This is a genomic window from Luteimonas deserti (assembly GCF_013425765.1).
Lineage (GTDB): Bacteria > Pseudomonadota > Gammaproteobacteria > Xanthomonadales > Xanthomonadaceae > Luteimonas > Luteimonas deserti.
Map to the genome: position 1 here is coordinate 108335 of NZ_JACCJZ010000019.1, position 18187 is coordinate 126521.

19 protein-coding genes are annotated in these 18187 nt (G+C 68.4%); 12 read left to right on the forward strand and 7 right to left on the reverse strand.

The features are described 5' to 3' along the window. The first annotated feature begins 271 nt into the window (after positions 1–271). The 9 genes from H0E82_RS12050 (at position 272) to H0E82_RS12090 (ending at position 6174) form a co-directional block, all read left to right on the forward strand. Positions 272–511 (forward strand): hypothetical protein, encoded by a 240-nt coding sequence (locus H0E82_RS12050; protein WP_180545706.1) that lies wholly within the window; start codon positions 272–274, stop codon positions 509–511. 113 nt (positions 512–624) lie between these two features. Next, on the forward strand, positions 625–1068 hold the full coding sequence (locus H0E82_RS12055; RefSeq protein WP_425600344.1) for a YxiG-like protein: 444 nt from the start codon (positions 625–627) through the stop codon (positions 1066–1068). 67 nt (positions 1069–1135) lie between these two features. After that, complete coding sequence (locus H0E82_RS12060; RefSeq protein WP_180545708.1) at positions 1136–1468, forward strand: low molecular weight protein tyrosine phosphatase family protein; 333 nt, start codon at positions 1136–1138, stop codon at positions 1466–1468. Positions 1469–1548: 80 nt separating this feature from the next. After that, entirely contained in the window at positions 1549–1839 is a 291-nt protein-coding gene (locus H0E82_RS12065) for a helix-hairpin-helix domain-containing protein (RefSeq protein ID WP_180545709.1), read from the forward strand. A gap of 669 nt (positions 1840–2508) precedes the next feature. Beyond that, positions 2509–2853, forward strand: coding sequence for a hypothetical protein (locus H0E82_RS12070; protein WP_180545710.1), 345 nt, complete (start codon positions 2509–2511; stop codon positions 2851–2853). 81 nt (positions 2854–2934) lie between these two features. After that, entirely contained in the window at positions 2935–3441 is a 507-nt protein-coding gene (locus H0E82_RS12075; protein WP_180545711.1) for a hypothetical protein, read from the forward strand. Between the two features lie 88 nt (positions 3442–3529). Beyond that, positions 3530–3976: a cupin domain-containing protein gene (locus tag H0E82_RS12080; protein ID WP_180545712.1), complete on the forward strand. Its 447-nt coding sequence runs from the start codon at positions 3530–3532 to the stop codon at positions 3974–3976. 477 nt (positions 3977–4453) lie between these two features. Next, positions 4454–4792, forward strand: a complete 339-nt coding sequence (locus tag H0E82_RS12085; RefSeq protein WP_180545713.1) for a hypothetical protein — start codon at positions 4454–4456, stop codon at positions 4790–4792. Between the two features lie 509 nt (positions 4793–5301). Beyond that, entirely contained in the window at positions 5302–6174 is an 873-nt protein-coding gene (locus H0E82_RS12090; protein WP_180545714.1) for a S41 family peptidase, read from the forward strand. A gap of 174 nt (positions 6175–6348) precedes the next feature. Here H0E82_RS12090 and H0E82_RS12095 read toward each other — a convergent pair whose 3' ends face one another. The 5 genes from H0E82_RS12095 to H0E82_RS12115 all read right to left on the reverse strand — a co-directional run bounded on the left by H0E82_RS12095 (position 6349) and on the right by H0E82_RS12115 (position 12577). Continuing rightward, on the reverse strand, positions 6349–7995 hold the full coding sequence (locus H0E82_RS12095) for a MutS-related protein (protein WP_180545715.1): 1647 nt from the start codon (positions 7993–7995) through the stop codon (positions 6349–6351). 1215 nt (positions 7996–9210) lie between these two features. Then, a complete protein-coding gene (locus tag H0E82_RS12100) occupies positions 9211–10131 on the reverse strand; it encodes a ParB/RepB/Spo0J family partition protein (protein ID WP_180545716.1) in 921 nt (306 codons plus the stop codon). Continuing rightward, on the reverse strand, positions 10128–10937 hold the full coding sequence (locus tag H0E82_RS12105) for a ParA family protein (protein ID WP_180545717.1): 810 nt from the start codon (positions 10935–10937) through the stop codon (positions 10128–10130). Before H0E82_RS12105 ends, H0E82_RS12100 begins: the two co-directional genes overlap by 4 nt. Before the next feature lie 346 nt (positions 10938–11283). Beyond that, positions 11284–11922 carry a 16S rRNA (guanine(527)-N(7))-methyltransferase RsmG gene (gene rsmG / locus H0E82_RS12110; protein WP_180545718.1) on the reverse strand — a complete coding sequence of 213 codons (639 nt, stop codon included), beginning with the start codon at positions 11920–11922 and terminating at the stop codon, positions 11284–11286. 4 nt (positions 11923–11926) lie between these two features. Next, a complete protein-coding gene (locus tag H0E82_RS12115; RefSeq protein WP_180545719.1) occupies positions 11927–12577 on the reverse strand; it encodes a 4'-phosphopantetheinyl transferase family protein in 651 nt (216 codons plus the stop codon). 84 nt (positions 12578–12661) lie between these two features. Here H0E82_RS12115 and H0E82_RS12120 point away from each other — a divergent pair, with 84 nt between their 5' ends. Together H0E82_RS12120 and H0E82_RS12125 are read left to right on the forward strand one after the other, a co-directional pair. After that, positions 12662–14059, forward strand: coding sequence for an AMP-binding protein (locus H0E82_RS12120; RefSeq protein ID WP_180545720.1), 1398 nt, complete (start codon positions 12662–12664; stop codon positions 14057–14059). A gap of 70 nt (positions 14060–14129) precedes the next feature. Next, positions 14130–14393 (forward strand): GlsB/YeaQ/YmgE family stress response membrane protein, encoded by a 264-nt coding sequence (locus H0E82_RS12125; RefSeq protein ID WP_180545721.1) that lies wholly within the window; start codon positions 14130–14132, stop codon positions 14391–14393. Positions 14394–14422: 29 nt separating this feature from the next. Here H0E82_RS12125 and xth read toward each other — a convergent pair whose 3' ends face one another. Then, entirely contained in the window at positions 14423–15202 is a 780-nt protein-coding gene (gene xth / locus H0E82_RS12130; RefSeq protein ID WP_180545722.1) for an exodeoxyribonuclease III, read from the reverse strand. 135 nt (positions 15203–15337) lie between these two features. Here xth and H0E82_RS12135 point away from each other — a divergent pair, with 135 nt between their 5' ends. After that, positions 15338–16696, forward strand: coding sequence for an amidohydrolase family protein (locus tag H0E82_RS12135; RefSeq protein WP_219338530.1), 1359 nt, complete (start codon positions 15338–15340; stop codon positions 16694–16696). A 6-nt stretch (positions 16697–16702) separates the two neighbouring features. Here the strand turns inward: H0E82_RS12135 and H0E82_RS12140 are convergent, their stop codons facing one another. Further along, a complete protein-coding gene (locus H0E82_RS12140; RefSeq protein ID WP_180545724.1) occupies positions 16703–18103 on the reverse strand; it encodes a coniferyl aldehyde dehydrogenase in 1401 nt (466 codons plus the stop codon). Between the last annotated feature and the right edge of the window lie 84 nt (positions 18104–18187).

Below are 18187 nucleotides of genomic sequence, written 5' to 3' on the forward strand. Positions count from 1 at the left end.
CTTTTCGAGCCGCCTGCGAGCAAAGCGCTCAAATTGTTCGATACGCACAAGCCGCAGTGGCTGCGCAAGCGCAATGACTGACCTGCAAACGATTGATCCACGGCAAGTTTTCTGCCGTTGACGCCCGAGGTTGGCTTAGAGACCATCGATGCATATCGCGCTTTTTTGAGCGCTACTTGGTGTTAGGCCTCATATGACACATTCGCACGCATTCTTGTCGTGGCCCTTCGAGCTCGCCGTAAACACGGGTGTCTTCACCACACGCCAAGTCATGGAAGGGCTCGAGCCGATCCGCGAGGTCTATCACGACACGGACGGTGACTGGCAGTTCCTCTGTGGCACGACGCTTGATACAACAGACCTCAAGCTGGTCTGCCTCGGCTGCATCTTGGAGGCAGACCCAACAGTCGGCGAGCTGGCAGGGATGCCACCGCTGTGGTGTGCCTCTCGGCACGCTGCCGGCGAAGAGTGGGTGCAGGAGCCGTATGAGCCACGCCAAGATGAGGCCTAACAATTCTCCAAGCCGACGCCACTTCGTGGCGCGGCGTAACTCAAGTGTTGGCTCCCATCGTGCATCCCCTAGACGCCCTCTTTGACTGGCTCCCCGACTGTGACTTTGGGGTGATGGACCATGGGTTTGCCCCGCATGGCAGGGACTACACCTTTCTGGTTGAGTCGTCGATGGGCAAAGATCCCGGGCGGCACCAAGTCCAGTTCACCCATGTGGCCGAGTTGAGCTACGTCACCGCTGTAGCAGACGATGCCTGGGCAAAGTCCTGGGGAGAGGCATTCGTTGACTACCAGTCTTGGCTGGATGCGGGCGAGCCGGATGGATATGTCTGGGGTACTTGCTGGTCGCTGGCGTGGCCGGGCATTCGGGCAATCGAGTCATCTGCGAAGGCCTCCGCATGGGCTGCTCGACTAGGCAGCCCGATGTGTGAGGCCGAGATCGAGACTGACCGCTTTCGTATGAATCTTATTTTTAGCAGTTTGCGGTGGGCTAAAGTCGGCAACGAGACCTTCACTGTTTCGAGCGTCGTCATCCCGCTTCCCTCGCAGGGGAGCTAACTTCATTCTAGCCAACGCCGCTTCGCGGCGCCGCTTAATTCAGGCGTTAGGCCGCAGAGGAGAGGTCGTGGCGCGCAAAGTTCTCTTCATCTGTAGCCAGAACCGACTCCGCAGTCCTACCGCAGAACAGGTGTTTGCCACCTGGCCGGACATCGAGGCGTCGTCAGCCGGTCTAAATCATGACGCGGAGAATCCGGTCACTCCGGAGTTGCTGCAGTGGGCAGACATCGTTTTTGTCATGGAGCGGACACATCGCAACAAGCTCTCAGCTAAGTTCAGGCCCTACCTGGGCAAGGCCAGGATCGTGTGCCTAGAAATTCCGGATGAGTACGAGTTCATGGACCCGGACTTGGTCCGCCTTCTCAAGGCCAAGGTCCCGCGTCACCTGCCCTCGGTCTGAAATATAAGCAGGCTGCGGCCTAACAATTCATTCAAGCCGACGCCGCTTCGCGGCGCGGTTTAATTCAGGCGCTAGCTGACATGAATCCGGCGAAGGTCGTGCGAGAGAAGGTCCGGCGGTTCACGGACTTGCCAAACATCGGCCCCGCGGGCGCCAAAGACTTCGAAGTGATCGGCTTCAGCGAGCCCGGACAGCTGGTCGGCAAGGACCCGTTTGAGCTGTATCAGTCGCTGTGCTCAATCACGGGGGTCCGGCATGATCCATGTGTTCTGGATGTCTTCATGTCGGTTACATCGTTCCTGCAAGGAGGGCCGCCGCAGCCCTGGTGGAACTTCACCGAGCAGCGTAAGCGCCAATACGGGCAGCTATAGGGGTTGCAGCGTTGCGTCGCTGTCAGCTCACAATTCGTCCAAGCCGACGCCGCTGCGCGGCGCGGCTCAACTCAGGTGTTGGGCGGTACAACCACTACTCCGAGTCTCAAACATGAAGATCGGTGAGCTCACCTCTTTCGGCCACAACGTCGCTGATTCGGTTGCAAGCGGCATGTGCTTCATCATCGGCACTACTTCGTGGACATCTTTGCGGAGGCAGCAGCCTCGCCAGAGGGACACATCGAGGTGGATTTCTTAACCGGCTCCGCGTCGGGCAGCCCCGTCAGTGAAGGGCTTGCCGCCACGATCAGCCGGTGTGCGGCGATGCTCCCTGAGCTCGCCACGCGGCACGGCTTAGAACCGTCGGAGATTGAAGTGCTGAAAGCTCGCTTCGGTACCGATCCGGTCGCCGGTCCGCACTTTCGGGTCACTGTAGAGGCATCAGATGGCCGGCGCTCCGAAGATCAGTATGCTGGCCTCCCTGGCAAGCGTTTCGGCAAGCCGCGTAGGAGCCGAGGTGCCGCCTAACAGTGCGTCCAAGCCGACGCCGCTTCGCGGCGCCGCTGAATTCAGGCCTTAGGCACTCATGTATCAGCGTTGGCAACCGTTGGGTCATGAACTGGAGGCTTCCCCGGGCTCGATGTCACTGTCCAGTCGCGCACCGTTACGGTGAGGCTGACCAATTGGCGGGCCGGGACCTGCTTTTTTGCGCTGGAATTTTTCTTTCCGAACGCGGTCGCGGGCATGTACCTTTGGGATGAGAGCGGCGAAGCTCTGGAGGGCATCGAGCCGGACATAGGGGGCTTCGAAGGAGGTCGCGGGGCCTACGACTATCCAGTATGGGTCGATCATTCTGGCAGCCGGCTAGACCTCTACGGTGACCTAGGCCGCATGCAGTATCAGCGCTTGGATAGCTACCTCTTTGTCGGGCAGTCAATCGTGATCCTCCTAGACGTCGCCGATGTCGAGCCTGTCGTGAGGGCGCTGCCGGTGGAGCACGTCAACGGTGCCTAATACTCCGTCCAAGCCGATATCGCTTCGCGGCGCGGTTTGACTCAGGTGTTGGGCGTTGAGCGCCACTTTGTGGAGATCGCTGTGAAAACCATCGCTCTGCTTGCTGGCTTGTTGGTCTCCAGCGTGTCCAGTGCTGCACTCGCCTACCGGCCCGTGCAGACCGCCGACATCCCAGAGCTCGTCCGCACGCTTGAGCGTGAGCCACTCGCGCCTGGTGCCCGAAAGCTGCGCCAGGACCTGCTCGCGTGGGCTACGCAGACCCGAGATGTCACCGTGACTGTTTGTGATGTCCTCGGGCCCGTCCCCGGTTCGACCGTTCCCTACGGCCCTGAGCTTCTGCTGCAGGCCATGCTCGGTAATGCGGCTTTCCAGCTGGAGAACCCGGCGTCCAAAGACGACGAAGAAATGGCGCAGATGGCGGGAATCACGAGTCTCTTGCGTGCCTATCAGGCCACGCTCGCGGCGGACCCGAATGCCCGGATCCCCCAGTACGACACTTGGCTGGTTGAGCTTGAAGCCGGCCGCCTTGCGCGAGATCGTGCGCTTGTGATCAAAGAGAAGTGCAGTGGCGGGCCGGCCATGGCTTGACAACTCGTCCGAGCCGACGCGGCTTCGCGGGGCGGCTCAGCTGAGTTGGCAAGCGGCAGCGATACAGAAGCAGGAGCGTGGAGACGCCATGACGCAGGATCTTCCATCCGCAGAGGATTACGCCGCGGAGCGCGCGCGCTGTGCGCCGCTTGCCATCGTCGACTTGCAGGCGCTGCAGAGAGAAGTCGCCGAACCCTATCGAAATCAGGTCGTACTGAACTTCAACGGCGAATGCATGAGGCAGTCGGTGTTCGAAGGTGAGTATCGGTGGCACCGCCACTCAGGAACGGACGAGCTGTTTCTGGTCGTTTCAGGAGAGCTGCACATCGAATTCGAGGGTATGCCTGCGGTCGTTCTCCGCGAATGGCAGTGCTTGGTCGTTCCGGCCGGCACGGTTCATCGGACGCGGGCTGTCGGCCGGACCGTCAACCTCACGTTCGAGCAGCAGGGAGCAGAGACGGAGTTCGTGGAGCCGCCGCCTCCCAGTTCACTCGAACCGATGCCGCTTCCCGGCGACGCCGAGTTCAAGCGTTAGACGGCAATCGTGAGGCGTCGGTGCCCAGCCTGGAGCTTCGAGACGATGTCCTGCACCGGCTGGCACTGGCTGGTCGTCCCCGATGCCACGCATGCGGTTGGCCCATTGGCTTCAGGATGTGTTTCGAGCAGGCGTTTCACTTCTTCACCCACATGCCGATCGCGCTGGTGAAGCTCTTCCTCGTATCCGCCCGCAGCTCCACAACCGGCATCATCGCTGGGCTCATCGGCTTGCTCGCTTCGGCAGACTCGGCGGATGGGGTAGGGCCGCCTGGTGTCCGCAGGCTGCGGCAAGATCCTGTTGTTCCATAGATCAGGGCCAGGTCTGGTCAGTTGTCGGCTCACCAATCCATTCATCCCGTTACCGCTTCGCGGCGCGGCTCAAATCAGGCGTTGGGCCTCGGGCGAGACCCGTCCGAAGATCGAAGACGCAAGCCTGATTCGTGGGTCCTTCGCGCATCAAAGCCCTGACAACACCATGATCAACCACAAGCGCATCCAGCTCGTCGGCAGCTCGCGTGAGCCCGTTCGAAGACTCATGGAAGACGTCAGGCTCGCCGTGAGTCGCGCGTGTTCCGGCGTGGACGACATGCATCTGCTCGGAAGCAAAGCCCTGGTGGTCAGAGCCGAGATAAGTCCCAAGCAGCTGCCCGTGCTGGTTTCAGCGCTCGAGGCGCTTCGCGTCGATATCGATCGGACGAGTGTCCCCAGCCCGGCCGCGTTGGATCGGGCCGCTCTTTACCCGCTGACCGTGCAGGTGACGAGCTTCAGCGACGATACGGACGGCCGCGTAACGATTCCGCACGTGCCGGGATGAATGCTCCAGGTATCCGGGCCGCGGTCTGACGATCCGCTCGAGCCGGCGCCTCTGCGCGGCGCGGCTCACCCCAGGTGTCGGGTGCGCATGCCAGTTGTTCGGTGCCTCATCGAGGTGCGAACTGGCTCGCTGGCCGGGACGTCGGAGCCGATCGGCTTCTGCGCCACCGGGTTCCTCGAGACGACTCCGGCATCCAAGGCTGAGCTGGCCGCACTGGAGCGCCTTCGGGGAGCGCCGGAGTTCGAGCTGGTGCGTCCGGAGGACCGGATGGCGCATGCTCAGGTGCACTTCGAGCAGATCGAGGAGGTGCCTGTGGAGTCTTGTCACGGGTCGGGTCAGGCTTCACTTTGTCGCTGATGGGCGCCTGGCGGTGCGTTCAAGCCAGTGCCGGCTTGCGGCGCGATTCACTCAGGGTTGGGTCTCAAATGAAAGCACGGATGCGACGCCCGGTTTTCTGCTTGGTTCTCCTGGCATTGCCTGTACTGACCGTCGCACAGGAGCAGTCGAGCGTGGAGCTGACGCTGAAGCTCGCGCGCGAGCGTGCGTATCGCGCGGCAGACGTCGACTGGAGCACCGTCGAAGCGGAGGCCCGATTACGCGCCGCAGAGAAAGGAGAGGACGATGCAATCCGCTTCGTGCTGAAGTCGCTGGGCGATGGGCACTCCTTCTACCGGCCGCCACGACCGGCCGTCACGGCGCTTCCTGCCGCCGGCTCCGCCTCGCAGGCGCCGGTCCGGAACGTGTCCGAGGCCCAGGCGTCTCATGAGGGCGTTCCCGTTATTCGGATCAACGGCTGGTCCGGCACCCATCAGGACGCGATGGCTGCAACGGCAGCCTTGCGGTCGGACCTGGTCAGCGCGCTCTCGGAGCCGCGCTGTGGCATCGTTCTCGATTTCTCCGGCAACACCGGAGGCAACATGTGGCCGATGCTGATCGGTTTGAGCCCGCTCCTCAACGAGGGCGTACTGGGCTATTTCAAGGATGCACGCGGGACTGCCACGGTGATCGACAAGAGGCCGGCCGGGATCTCCATCGGCGGATCAGCCCACGCGTTGAACACCGCGACAGCACAGCAGCCGAGGCATCCCGCCCCACTGGTCGCGATCGCCGTGGGACCGAGAAGTTCAAGCTCCGGCGAGATCGTTCCAATCATGTTCCACGGCCAGACCAACGTGCGTCTGTTCGGCCAGCCGACCTCGGGTCACTCCACCGCGAACTCCACGTTCGCGCTGCCCAATGGCGGTGCGGTCAACATCACGACCGCGGTTACGCTCGACAGGCACGGGAGGGTGTTCGATGCACACATCGAACCGGACGTCTCGACCGAGCGCCCTGTCGAGGAGGCGGCACGGTGGGTCTCGCGTCGATGCCGGCGTGGGTGAGCGCTGATGATTCGTCCCAATCGACCCCGCTCTCCTGCGCGATGTCGCAAACCCGCAGAGCACGCTTCAACGCCTGGCCTTGGCTGCAGCGGATAGCCAATGCGTCATTGGCAGCTCGATGATGTGTTCGTGCTTCGGGCTCAGGCGGACTTCGTACGCCGGCCGCCTCAGAGCTCATCCAGGGCCTGCCGCAGACGGAGGCGGTTGTTGCCTCCCGCCGTACATGGCCGCATATCGCAAGGCATCGGCCACCAGGTCCGCCGGAAACCCGTTCCGCGCCATCAGCTGGATCGCATTGCGGCGGTCGGTGCGGCCGGGTCGCAGGCGATAATCGAACCAGCCGTCGACGTCCGGGTCTTCCTGGAAGTAGTACAGGTCGTAGGGGCCTGTGATGTCGTCCTGCAGCTCGACGTCGTGCGTGGTGACCAGAGCCTGTGCGTCACGGCCGATGCGTTCGAGCACGGCGCGGCCGGCGGCGAGGCGTTCGACGGTGTTGGTGCCGTTGAACAGTTCGTCGATCAGGAACAGCCGGCAGCTGCCGCGCGCCGCGCGGTCGATGAAGGTGCCGATGGCGGTCATCTCGGCGAAGTAGTGGCTCTTGCCGGATTCGACCGAATGCTCGCCGCGGATCACCGCCATGACGCGGGTGTCGGGCAACGTGGCGGCGCGCGCGAAGCAGAACCCGAGCGTGCGGCCGAGGATGAGGTTGACGCCGACCAGTTTGATGAAGGTGGTCTTGCCGGCCATGTTGGAGCCGGTGATCAGGGCCGACCGGCCATCCAGCCGGAGGCTGTTGGGAACGGGGCGGGCAACCAGTGGATGGGTGGCATCGACGAGGTCCAACAGCGGACCGTCCGCGATCACGGGCTCGCAGTGCGCCGGCCGGCACTGCAGATACGAGGCCACGGCAATGGCCGCGTCCAGCGCGCCCACGCTGTCGAAGATACAGGCCAGCTCCGCGCGCACGCGGTCGAAGCGCGACACGGTGCGCGCGTGGGCGGACAGCTCAACCAGGAACAGCAGGTTCAACCACACCGCCACGCTCTGCACCCACGGCGAGTAGAGGATCGCGATCCAGCCGAGTGCGCGGTGCACCTTGCGCCGCAGCGGCGCCTCGGCGGCGAGGCGCGCGAGTTGCGGCAGTTCCGGACCCGGATGCCGGAGTGCAGCGAGCGCATCGGCGGTGCGGAGCATGCGGTGGCAACCCTTGAGCTGTTCGATGTCGCGGAACAGCGGCGCCGAGTAGCGCAGGATCAGTCCGAGATTGACGCCCACCGCAAGCAGGAAGATCCAGATCGGCCACGCGAGCACGAATATGGCGACGAGCAGGGCTGCGCACGCCAGGCTCCAGGCCGGAAGCCACCGCTGCAGCCGCTCGATCCCGGGCGGCGGGCCGAAGACGAAGCCCGCGATCCGCGCTGCGCCCAGGGTGTCCAGCGGGGCCAGGCGCAGCTGGATCGTTTCGCGCAGCGCGGCTTCGCGCTGCAGCGTGCGGCAGCTGGCGTAGTGCGTGGCCACGATGTCGGACGCAGTACCCCAGGTGCGCAGCTGGCGATAGAGATACTGGCTGCCGAGTGGAGTCTCGGTGGCATCGAGATCGGCGAACAGCCGGGGAAATTCCAGGTCCGTCCAGGTCTGGTCGTCCACCAAGTCGTCAGGGGCGGCGCCGCGCGTCAGGGCGAAGTACTGCGATGCCGCGATGACCTCTCGCGCTCCCGGTGCCCCCCATTTCGCGCGCAGGGCGCGCAGCGCGCCTCGCCGGGGAAACAGTGCGTCGAGCATTGCGTGGCGGATCGAGTCGAGCATGTTGCGACAGGCCATGGACCGTCCTTGATCTGGAGTGAGACCGCGGCCGGGCGCAGCGCGGAGGCTGCACGCCGACGCGACACCGGCACGGCGCGAACGGATCGCGCGCGGGCACATCCTCTCGATGACGTCGGGTCGGCATCGGATGTGACCGTCGCACGCGTGCAATGCGGCGACGCCTGCTGGAGGTGTACCGATGATCCGTGTGCTGTTCGTGGTGCCGCCACGAACAGGACCGGCCCCACGGCGCATGCATCGCATGCGACGCGTCCTCCCGCTTGCGATGGGCGCGCTGCTGGCCGGATGTCTCCATGCCCGCCCTGGGAGGCACGCCGGAGTCGCGATCGCACCGGTGCCTGCCTCGAGAGCATGGAATCGGACACGGCGATGGTCGAGATCAGCAACGGCCCCACGGGCGTATCGCATTTCCCGTCAACGGGAAGAACGAGCCCTTTCTAATCCATCCATTCCACGTGGAATTCGTGCCCCCGGGCGGTACGGAGGGATGGAATTGCGCGCTCGGGCACGATCGGAGCGCGCGTTACGAAGCGTCCCGTGGGGCCGACGGACACTGCGCGCTTCCTGGTCTATTCGGATCAAGGCCCGAGCCGGCGCAGTCCCGATGCATTCCTGCTGTGGATCAGGGACGCACGCGGCGTCGTGCACGCATCGGGCCCATGGTCGCCTGCAGTGGGTGGAGGGCGTCGGCCGGAACGCCACGCTCACTTTCCGGGTGTCCACGGACGGAACCCGGTGCCGCACGCACATGCACGGCCGATCGCGGACGCCGGGTTGCTGAAGAAGCCCGGCTCGCGACGCGTGGGTCGCATCGATCGGCGGTCATGGGCCGAAGGCCCGGGCGCGCGTGCCGCCGGCCGGCTTGTCCATCGCAAAAGGCGGCGCCTACGGCATAACCAACGGGACCCGGCATGCCCGCAGATGGATCGCATTGCGCCTGTCGGCGCGACCGGGCCGCAGCCGCTGGTCGAACCCGCCATCCCGGCCCCGGTCTTCCTGGAAACACGGCGGGCGCTGCGGCCGGCGACGCTGTCCTGCAGCGCGACGGCGCGGGTGTCGGCACGACCGGACCGTTCGTACCGGCTCGCTGGCGCGGTCACAGTGCATCCGGTGATCGGCGCCGGCGCACATCGGGCGGTGGTGGCGGCGACGATGACGCGGTTGCGGACGGAGATCTCCGCACGCGAATGCGCGGCGCGCGGCGCCCGTGTCTCAGTTGCGCTGCGCGCGCAGTCGTTCCAGCACGCCGTCCAGCGCCTCGAGATTGCCGTAGTGGATCACCAGCCGGCCCTTGTTGCCGCGGCCGTTGGCGATCGATACACGCGTGCCCAGGGTCTCCGACAATTCGTTCTCCAGCGAGACGATATCGGCCTGCGGCCGTGCCTTGCTGCGTGCGACGGTGCGCGTGTTGCCACCCGGCACCCGGCCGGCGGCGAACTGCTGGGCGCGATGTTCGACTTCGCGCACCGACCACCCATGCTCGACGGCATCCGTCGCGAGCTTGCTGGCCAGCTCCGGCGCGAGCGTCAGCAGTGCACGCGCATGGCCCATTTCCAGCTGGCGGGATTCCAGCAGGACGCGGATCGCGGGCGGCAGCTCCAGCAGGCGCAGCAGGTTGGAGACCGCTGCGCGGGAGCGGCCCACGGCCTCGGCGGCCTGGGCGTGAGTGAGGTCGAATTCGTCGATCAGCCGCTGCAGGGCTTGCGCTTCTTCCAGCGGATTGAGGTCCTCGCGCTGGATGTTCTCGATCAGCGCCATCGCGACGACCGTGCGGTCCTCGACGTTGCGCACGACCACCGGCACCTCGGCCAGGCCGGCCTGCCTGGCCGCGCGCCAGCGCCGTTCGCCGGCGATGATCTCGTAGGTGCGGTCGGGCAGCTCGCGCACGACGATCGGCTGGATCACGCCCTGGGCCCTGATCGACTCGGCCAGCTCGGTGAGCTTGTCGGCGTCCCAGTGCTTGCGCGGCTGGTACTTGCCGGCGGTGAGCGCGTCGACCGGCAGCGCGCGCAGGGTGTCCGCCTCGGTGGCCTCCAGGCTCGGAGGCGCCTCGGCGGCCGCCTTGGGGCCGAGCAGGGCCTCCAGGCCGCGACCCAGGCCGCGCTTCTTGGCGGGCGTCTTCGCTGCGGTCATGCCGGTGTATCCATCGCGGGAGCGTCCTGGGGCGTCTGCGTGCGTTCGCGCTGACGGCGGACGATCTCGCCGGCCAGACCGAGATAGGCCACCGCGCCGCGGGAGGCGCGGTCGTAGCCGACGATGCTCTGACCGTGGCTCGGCGCCTCGGCCAGCCGCACGTTGCGCGGCACGATGGTGCGGAACACCTTGTCGCCGAAATGCGTGGTGAGCTCGGCCGAAACCGCATTGGCCAGGTTGTTGCGCACGTCGAACATGGTGCGCAGCACGCCTTCGATCTCGAGGCCGGGATTGAGGTTCTGCTTCAGCGCGTCGATCGTCTGCAGCAGCGCGCTCAGGCCTTCCAGCGCGTAGTACTCGCACTGCATCGGCACCAGCACCGAATCGGCCGCGGTGAGCGCATTGAGCGTCAGCAGAGACAGGGCGGGCGGGCAGTCGATGATGATGAAGTCGTAGCGCGTGCGCAGCGGTTCGAGTGCGCGCTTGAGCCGCTGCTCGCGACCCTCGGCGGCCATCAACTCCAGCTCGGCGGCGGTGAGGTCGGTGTTGCCGGGAATCAGATCGACGTCTTCCTCGGTCTGCACGATCGCATCGCCCGCCTCGACCTCGCCCAGCAGGACGTCGCAGGTGGACACCGGCACGATGCTCTTGTCGATGCCGCAGCCCATGGTCGCGTTGCCCTGGGAGTCGAGATCGACCAGCAGCACGCGCAGCGGCGTGCGCGCGAGCGCCGCGGCCAGGTTGACGGCCGTCGTCGTCTTTCCGACGCCGCCCTTCTGGTTGGCGATGGCGATGATGCGGGCCATGGGCTCCGGGGTATCCGAGGAAGGAAGCCGGACGTCGGGACGACGGCCGGACCGGGGATTATGCCCCCCGCGGGACATCGGGGGTACCCGACGGCCCGCCGCCCGTCGCGGCCGCCGCGCGGGGGGCCGCGCGGTGGAGCGGGGCTGCCCCCACGGGTGCGCCGTGCCGGGCGGGGCGGCGTTCCGCGCGCGATCGCCGGCGTCTCCGCGCACAGGGGCCGATCGCCCGTCGGGCGCAGCAGGCGGGTGTGTGGCCCGGCCGTCGCGAGGCTGCCTGCAGACCCGGCATCGCCCGGCACGGCGACGCGCGACCGCGACCCGCAGGGTCAGCGGCGGCGTGGCCGCATCAGGTCCGCTCGACCACCACCAAATGCCGTTCCGCATCCAGGCCGGGCACCCGCAGCGGATGCACGGCCACGAGGCCCCAGCCCGGAGGCAACGCGGCGATTTCGTCGTCGGGACGCAGGCCCTTCATCGCCAGCAGGCGGCCGCCGGGTGCCGGAAGGTGACCGCCCGCGGCCAGGATGTCGGACAAGGTGGCCAGCGCACGGGCGGTGATTGCGGCGAACGCGCCGGGCCGCTCGACGGCTTCGATCCGCGACTCGGCGACTTCGGCATTCGCGAGCCTAAGCGTGCGCACCGCCTCGCGCAGGAACCGGGCCTTCTTGCCGTTCGATTCGACCAGCGTGACCTGCAGGCCGGGCAGGGCGACCGCCAGTGGAATGCCCGGCAGGCCCGGGCCGGTGCCGAGGTCCGCGAGCGTCGGCACTCCGGCCACGTGCGGCACCATCGCCAGCGAATCGAGCAGATGGCGGGTGACCATCTCGCGCGGGTCGCGGATGGCGGTCAGGTTGTAGGTGCGGTTCCAGCGCGCCAGCAGGTCGAGGTAGACCAGCAGCGGGCCGGCCAGCATCGGGGCCAGGCCCAGCGTGTGCAGGCCCGCATCGAGCTCGGCGCGCAGCGCGGGATCGTCGGACGGAATCATCCGCCTAGTCTACGGGCCGCACCGCAGGCGTCGGCGGAGCGTGCGCACGCGGCCGCCAGGCGAGGGTCGCCAGGTAGTCGGGTCGGGGCGAGAACGCGTACAGCGACCAGTCGTCCGGCAGGCCGAGGGCCGGATCGCAGGCGCTCAACATCCAGGCGTCGTCGCGCGCGGTGAACTCCAGCCGGTCCAGTCCGAACGACAGGCCGTGACCATGCGCCTTGAGGACCGCTTCCTTCGCGCACCACAGCCGCACGAACGCGGCTTCGGCGGCGGCAGGCGCCATGCGGGCGAGCGCGGCAGCCTCGCCGGGGGTGAAGAAACGCCGGGCCAGGGCCATCGCCTGCGGACGCGGGCGCAGCCATTCGACATCGACGCCGACCCGCACGCCGTCGCCCAGCGCGGCCAGCAGCAGCCCGCCGCTGTGGCTCCAGTTGACGTCGGGTGCCGCGCCGGGCGGCCGGCCGTCGATTCGCAGGGCAGGACGACCGCGCGGGTCGCGCGTCAGGTCCAGGGCGGCGTCGGGGCGGTCGAGTTCGAGGGCCAGCCACGGGCGCACGAGTGACTCGGCGGCCTGGCCGCGGTGGTAGTCGCGCCAGGCGCAGCGCACCGGGCCGGCGCGCAGGCTGCAGTCTTCGCTGAACATCGCATTTGGCATGCCACAGGGCGTCCAGCGTAAGCTAAAACGTCGTATTCGCGCCCGGTCGGCGCGGACAGGCCCCCAGGCAGGAGCGGAATCCGGATGTCGGCAGTGGTTTGCGAACAGGACACGGCCGACACGGTCAGGCTGCCGCTGCTCCGCGGGGACGGGCAGCGGGCGGTCGCCTTCGACGCGGACGGTGCGACCACGCTGCAGACCTTCCTCGGCCACGTCCACGGCGTCGCCGCATTGCTGCCCGATGCCCCGTACGCGCTGAACCTGTGCGAGGACCGGTACCGTTTTCTCGTGGCGTTCTGCGCGGTGGCACTGCGCGGGCAGACCACCCTGCTGCCGCCCGCGCGCACTCGGGGTGCGATCGAGGACGTGCGTGCGCGCCATCCGCACAGCTACTGCATCGGCGATCGCGACGACTGCGGCTGCGACGGCGTGTACGACGCCGCGGACGCACCCACGCCGCCCCACTACGTGCGGCTGCCCGACCAGCTGCCGCGCCGGCCCGGTGGCGTGCCGATGCTCGCGGCCGACGCGCTGGTCGCGATCGGATTCACCTCGGGGAGCACCGGCGTTCCGGCAGCCAATCCCAAGACCTGGCGCGCCCTGCACACGGGCACGCTGCAGAACCTCGCGGCACTCGCCGACCTCCACGGCGAAGCCACGTTGCCGGTGGTGGCGACCGTGCCGCCGCAGCACATGTACGGCATGGAGATGTCGGTGCTGCTGCCGATGCTGGGCGACGTGTCCGTGCACGGCGCGCGGCCGTTCTTCCCCGGTGACATCGCCGCCGCCCTGCGCGACGCGCCGCGCCCCCCGTTGCTGGTGACCACGCCGGTGCACCTGCGCACACTGGTCGAATCGGGCGTCGCCCTGCCGCCGCTGGCGGCGATCGCGACCGCGACCGCGCCGCTCGCACAATCGCTGGCCGCGGCCGCGGAGGCGCGCTTCGGCTGCGAGGTGCGCGAGCTCTTCGGGTCGACCGAAACCTGCATCGTCGCCCGCCGGCGCACCGCGCTGGAGTGTGCATGGACGCCGTTTCCCGGCGTACGCATGCAGCCGGTGCCGGACGGCACGCTGGTCGACGCGCCGCATCTGCCCGAGGCGCGGATGCTGGCCGACCTGGTGGAACTCGACGGCGCGGGTCGCTTCGTGCTGTGCGGGCGCCAGGCCGACATGATCGAGATCGCCGGCAAGCGGGCGTCGCTCGCGGACCTCACCCGCCGGCTGCTGGCGATTCCCGGGGTGCGCGACGGTGTGATCTGCCAGGCCGGGGAGACGGACGCGCACGGGGTGCGCCGATTGACCGCCCTCGTGGTGGCCGACGCCGCGCTCGACGATGCCGCCGTCCTCGATGCACTGCGCCAGGCGGTGGATCCGGTGTTCCTCCCGAGGCGCCTGCGCCGGGTCGAGGCGCTGCCGCGCAACGAGACCGGCAAGCTTCCGCGCGCGGCGCTCGACGCGCTGCTGGCGGTCGATCCCGCCTGAGCGGCCACGTCCGCTTCACCGCGCCGTCCGGATCATCGCGCGCACGTTCAGACCTGCAGGGGAGCTGGAAATGGAACCGTCGTCGTTGTGGCAGTGGGTGGTGTATCTCGTGGTCGGCGGCATCGCCGGATGGCTGGCGAGCCTGCTGATGCGCACCGCGCACCGGCAGGGCATCCTGCTCAACATCGTGGTCGGGATCGTCGGCGGCTTCATCGGCGGCTGGCTGCTGCCGATGATCGGGCTCAGCGTGGGCGGCGGCTGGCTCGGCTTCCTGGTCACCGCCTTCATCGGCGCGGTCATCCTGCTGGCGATCGTCAACCTCTTCCGGCGCTAGGCGGCCGCCGCGCCGCGCGCCGCGGCAGGTCAGTCGCGGCGGCGCAGCTCCACCCATGCGGGCGCGTGGTCGCTGGGGCGGTCCCAGGTGCGGGGCTCACGGTCGACGCCCGAAGCGACCGCGCGGTCGCGCAGGCTGTCGGAGACCAGGGTGAGATCGATCCGCAGCCCGAGATCGCGACGGAAGCCGGCCTGGCGGTAGTCCCACCAGCTGAAGATGCCGCCCTGGGTGTGGTGGAGCCGGAAGGCGTCGTGCAGGCCGAGGCCGAGCAGACGCTGCAGCGCGGCGCGCTCGTCCGCCGAGGTCAGGATGTGGCTTTCGTTCCAGACCGCGGGATCGTGCACGTCGCGGTCGTCCGGCGCGATGTTGAAATCGCCGAGTACCACCAGGTCGGGGTGCGCGCGGCGCTCGTGCTCGAGCCACGCCTCCACGGCCGCCAGCCAGCGCAGCTTGTAGGCGTACTTGTCCGTGCCCACGTCCTGACCGTTGACGACGTAGAGGTTGACCACGCGCACGCCGTCGATGGTGGCGGCGATCACGCGTTTCTGTTCGTCCTCGAACCCGGGGATGCCGACCTGCACGGCCTCGATCGCGCGGTCGCGCGCGAGCAGGGCGACGCCGTTGTAGGTCTTCTGTCCGGCGAACACACTGCGGTAGCCCAGTGCGGCCAGCGCGGAGTCGGGAAACTTCGCGTCCTCGAGTTTGGTTTCCTGGAGGCCCACCACGTCGGGTCGGGCGTCGCGCAGCCACTGCTCGAGGTGCGGCAGTCGCACGTTGAGCGAATTGACGTTCCAGCTGGCGATCTTCATCGACGGGTGTCCAGTTCCGGCAAGGGCGCGATTGTACGGGGCGCGGCCCGGTGCGCCGCCCGACGCGGTGTGGATGCCGCCTGCACGGGCAATGCGCGAGGCTGGGCACCCCGTGGCATGGCCCGAGTGCATCCGATGCGAGCGATACGTGTGTGGCTGACCTGCGTTCTGCTCGCGTCGATATCGGCGGCAGCGGGCGCGGACGGGGGCGCGCTGCTGGTGCGCAACGGGCACGTCCTGACCATGGACGCCGCGACGGGCGATCTTCCCCGCGCCGACATCCTGGTCCGTGACGGGCGCATCGTCGCGGTCGGGCCGGACCTCGACGCAGGCGACGCACGGGTGATCGACGCGGCGGGCGCGTACGTGCTGCCCGGGTTCGTCGACACCCATTCGCACCTCTACACGACCACGATGCGCGGCCAGTTCCGCAACGCCGACGGCCGCTACTTCGATGTCGCCGAGCATCTGTCGCCGGTGATGACGCCCGACGACGTGCACATCGCCATGCACCTCGGGGCACTGGAACTGCTCGACGGCGGCATCACCTCCACCGGCGACTTCTTCGACAACGTGCGTTCGCCCGCCCACGGCGAGGCCGGCCTCGCCGCGCTCGAGGCATCGGGCATCCGCGCGGTGCTGTACTACGGCGGCCCGGACAAGAGCACCCGCCAGCCGATCGATCTCGCGCATCTGTCCGCCCTGGCCGGCGCGCGTGACCAGGCAGCACGGGTGCGACTCGGCCTCGCATGGCGGCTGCCGCGCGATCTCGACGACGCCGGCAACTGGGCGATGCGCGACCGCGAGCGCGAAGTGGCGCGTGCGCTGGGCCTTCCCGTGCAGGTGCACGTCAGCGTCCAGCCGGGCCCGATCTTCGATGCCCTGATCGCGCGTGACCTGCTCGATCCGGCCCTCAGCCTGGTGCACGCGACCGATGCCACGCCCGTGCAATTGCAGGCGCTGGAAGCCGCGGGCGGGGCCTTGTCGCTGACGCCGGTCAGCGAGCACCGCGTGGGTTACGGGTTGACCCGGCTCGACGACTTCGAGGGCGTCTCGCGTCAGGGCCTCGGCATCGACGGCAATGCCCTGGCAGGCTGTGGCGACATGTTCGCGGCCATGCGCCTGGCGGCGTTGACCTGGAGCGGCGGGGCGCGGGACGAGACGGCGGTCGCTCCGCGGGCGCTGCTCGAGCTGGCGACGCGGCGTGGCGCCGATGCGCTCGGCCTCGGCGCGGTCACCGGCACCCTGGTCCCGGGCAAGCGTGCCGATCTGCAGGTGATCGCGCCCGGTTCGCTGCAGATGGCCGGGTTCGGCGGCGGCGACCCCGCGGCGCTGCTGGTGTATTCCGCCGCGCCGACCGATGTGCGCACGGTGATCGTCGACGGACGCCTGGTGAAGCACGACGGCGAACTGGTCGGCGTGGACCTGCCGCGGGTGCGTGAGGCGGCGCGGGCCTCGGCGCGCGCCCTGCTGGAACGTGCCGGCCCGCGCTGAACCGACTCAGCGCACCATCCGCTCGATCAGTGCGGAGATGCGTGCGTACGGCGGGCGCAGCCAGTCGGTCGCGGCGATCCGCGGCTGCCACAGCACCGGCAGCGCCTTGGTCATCGAATCGAAGCCCGCGCGACCGTGGTAAGCGCCCATGCCGCTGGCGCCGACGCCGCCGAACGGCAGCCGGTTCGCGGCGAAATGCAGCAGGGTGTCGTTGACGGTGACGCCGCCGGACACGGTGCGCGCGAGGATGTGCTCCACCTGCGCGCGGTCGCCGAAGGGATACAGCGCGAGCGGCCGCTCGCGCGTGTTGACGGAGTCGATCGCCGCGTCGAGCGAGGTGTAGCCGATCACCGGCAGCACCGGCCCGAAGATCTCCTCGCGCATCACCGCCGCCTCGTCGCCGGGGTCGACGACGAGCGTCGGCGGGAACGCGCGCGCGCCGGTCATCTCCAGCAGCGGCAGCACGTCAAGGCCCCGTGCGCGGGCATCCTCGAGCAGGCCGGAGAGGCGCTGGAACTGCGCGGCGCTGACGATGTGGGTGTAGTCGTCGGCGCGCCCGGCGGGATCGGCGTAGCGCCGGGCGACCTCCGCGCGCAGCGCCTCGACGAGGGCGTCGCGGCGTGCCGCATCCACCAGCACGTAGTCCGGCGCGATGCAGGTCTGTCCGGCGTTGAACAGCTTGCCGCTGACCAGCCGCGCGGCGGCAGCTTCGAGCGGGTGGCCGGGGCAGACGATCGCCGGCGATTTGCCGCCCAGCTCCAGCGTCAGCGGGGTCAGATTCGGCGCGGCGGCGGCCATGACCTTGCGTCCCACGGCGGTCGAACCGGTGAACACGAGATGGTCGAACGGCAACGCGGCGAATGCGGCGCCGACATCCGCATCGCCCAGCGCCACGGCCACCCGCTCCGGCGGGAAGACCTCGGCCAGCAGCGCGGCCAGGAACGCGCTCGTACGCGGGGTGTGTTCCGAGGGCTTGAGGTAGACGTGGTTGCCGGCCGCGATCGCGGTGGCCAAGGGGATCAGCGCCAGGTTCACCGGATAGTTCCAGGGCGCGATCACCCCGACCACCCCGAGCGGCACGGAGCGCAGCTGGGCACGCGCCGGCCACAGCCGCCAGCCCGCCGCGACGCGCCGGGGGCGCATCCAGCCGCGCAACTCGCGCCGCAGGTGGTCGATGTCGGCGAGCACGGTCATGCCGTCGGCGATCAGCGATTCGTGGCGCGAGCGATGGCCGAAATCCGCGGAGATCGCCCCGGCCATCTCGTCCAGACGGCGCTGCAGCGCGGCGCGCAGACGGGCCAGATCGTCGCGGCGCTGGGCGGCGTCGGGGCGCCGCGCCTGCCAGGCCGTCCGCAGGGTCTGCAGCGTGGCGGGCAGGGCGTCGGGCGGCGTCGGGAGATCGGTCATCGGCCGAGTCTAGCCAGCGCACCCCGCGGTGGCGTGCAGGCGGGGGGCGGTGCCCTCGGCAGGCGCAGCCGGGCATACTGCCGC

What these genes read in the sequence shown, in the direction of transcription:
- H0E82_RS12050 (WP_180545706.1), top strand. Translation starts at nt 272, where the DNA reads ATGGAAGGGCTCGAGCCGATCCGCGAGGTCTATCACGACACGGACGGT.
- H0E82_RS12085 (WP_180545713.1), top strand. Translation starts at nt 4,454, where the DNA reads ATGATCAACCACAAGCGCATCCAGCTCGTCGGCAGCTCGCGTGAGCCC.
- rsmG (WP_180545718.1), bottom strand. Translation starts at nt 11,922, where the DNA reads ATGATTCCGTCCGACGATCCCGCGCTGCGCGCCGAGCTCGATGCGGGC.
- H0E82_RS12125 (WP_180545721.1), top strand. Translation starts at nt 14,130, where the DNA reads ATGGAACCGTCGTCGTTGTGGCAGTGGGTGGTGTATCTCGTGGTCGGC.
- H0E82_RS12100 (WP_180545716.1), bottom strand. Translation starts at nt 10,131, where the DNA reads ATGACCGCAGCGAAGACGCCCGCCAAGAAGCGCGGCCTGGGTCGCGGC.
- H0E82_RS12115 (WP_180545719.1), bottom strand. Translation starts at nt 12,577, where the DNA reads ATGCCAAATGCGATGTTCAGCGAAGACTGCAGCCTGCGCGCCGGCCCG.
- xth (WP_180545722.1), bottom strand. Translation starts at nt 15,202, where the DNA reads ATGAAGATCGCCAGCTGGAACGTCAATTCGCTCAACGTGCGACTGCCG.
- H0E82_RS12065 (WP_180545709.1), top strand. Translation starts at nt 1,549, where the DNA reads ATGAATCCGGCGAAGGTCGTGCGAGAGAAGGTCCGGCGGTTCACGGAC.
- H0E82_RS12080 (WP_180545712.1), top strand. Translation starts at nt 3,530, where the DNA reads ATGACGCAGGATCTTCCATCCGCAGAGGATTACGCCGCGGAGCGCGCG.
- H0E82_RS12105 (WP_180545717.1), bottom strand. Translation starts at nt 10,937, where the DNA reads ATGGCCCGCATCATCGCCATCGCCAACCAGAAGGGCGGCGTCGGAAAG.
- H0E82_RS12135 (WP_219338530.1), top strand. Translation starts at nt 15,338, where the DNA reads ATGCGAGCGATACGTGTGTGGCTGACCTGCGTTCTGCTCGCGTCGATA.
- H0E82_RS12055 (WP_425600344.1), top strand. Translation starts at nt 625, where the DNA reads ATGGACCATGGGTTTGCCCCGCATGGCAGGGACTACACCTTTCTGGTT.
- H0E82_RS12140 (WP_180545724.1), bottom strand. Translation starts at nt 18,103, where the DNA reads ATGACCGATCTCCCGACGCCGCCCGACGCCCTGCCCGCCACGCTGCAG.
- H0E82_RS12095 (WP_180545715.1), bottom strand. Translation starts at nt 7,995, where the DNA reads ATGGCCTGTCGCAACATGCTCGACTCGATCCGCCACGCAATGCTCGAC.
- H0E82_RS12120 (WP_180545720.1), top strand. Translation starts at nt 12,662, where the DNA reads ATGTCGGCAGTGGTTTGCGAACAGGACACGGCCGACACGGTCAGGCTG.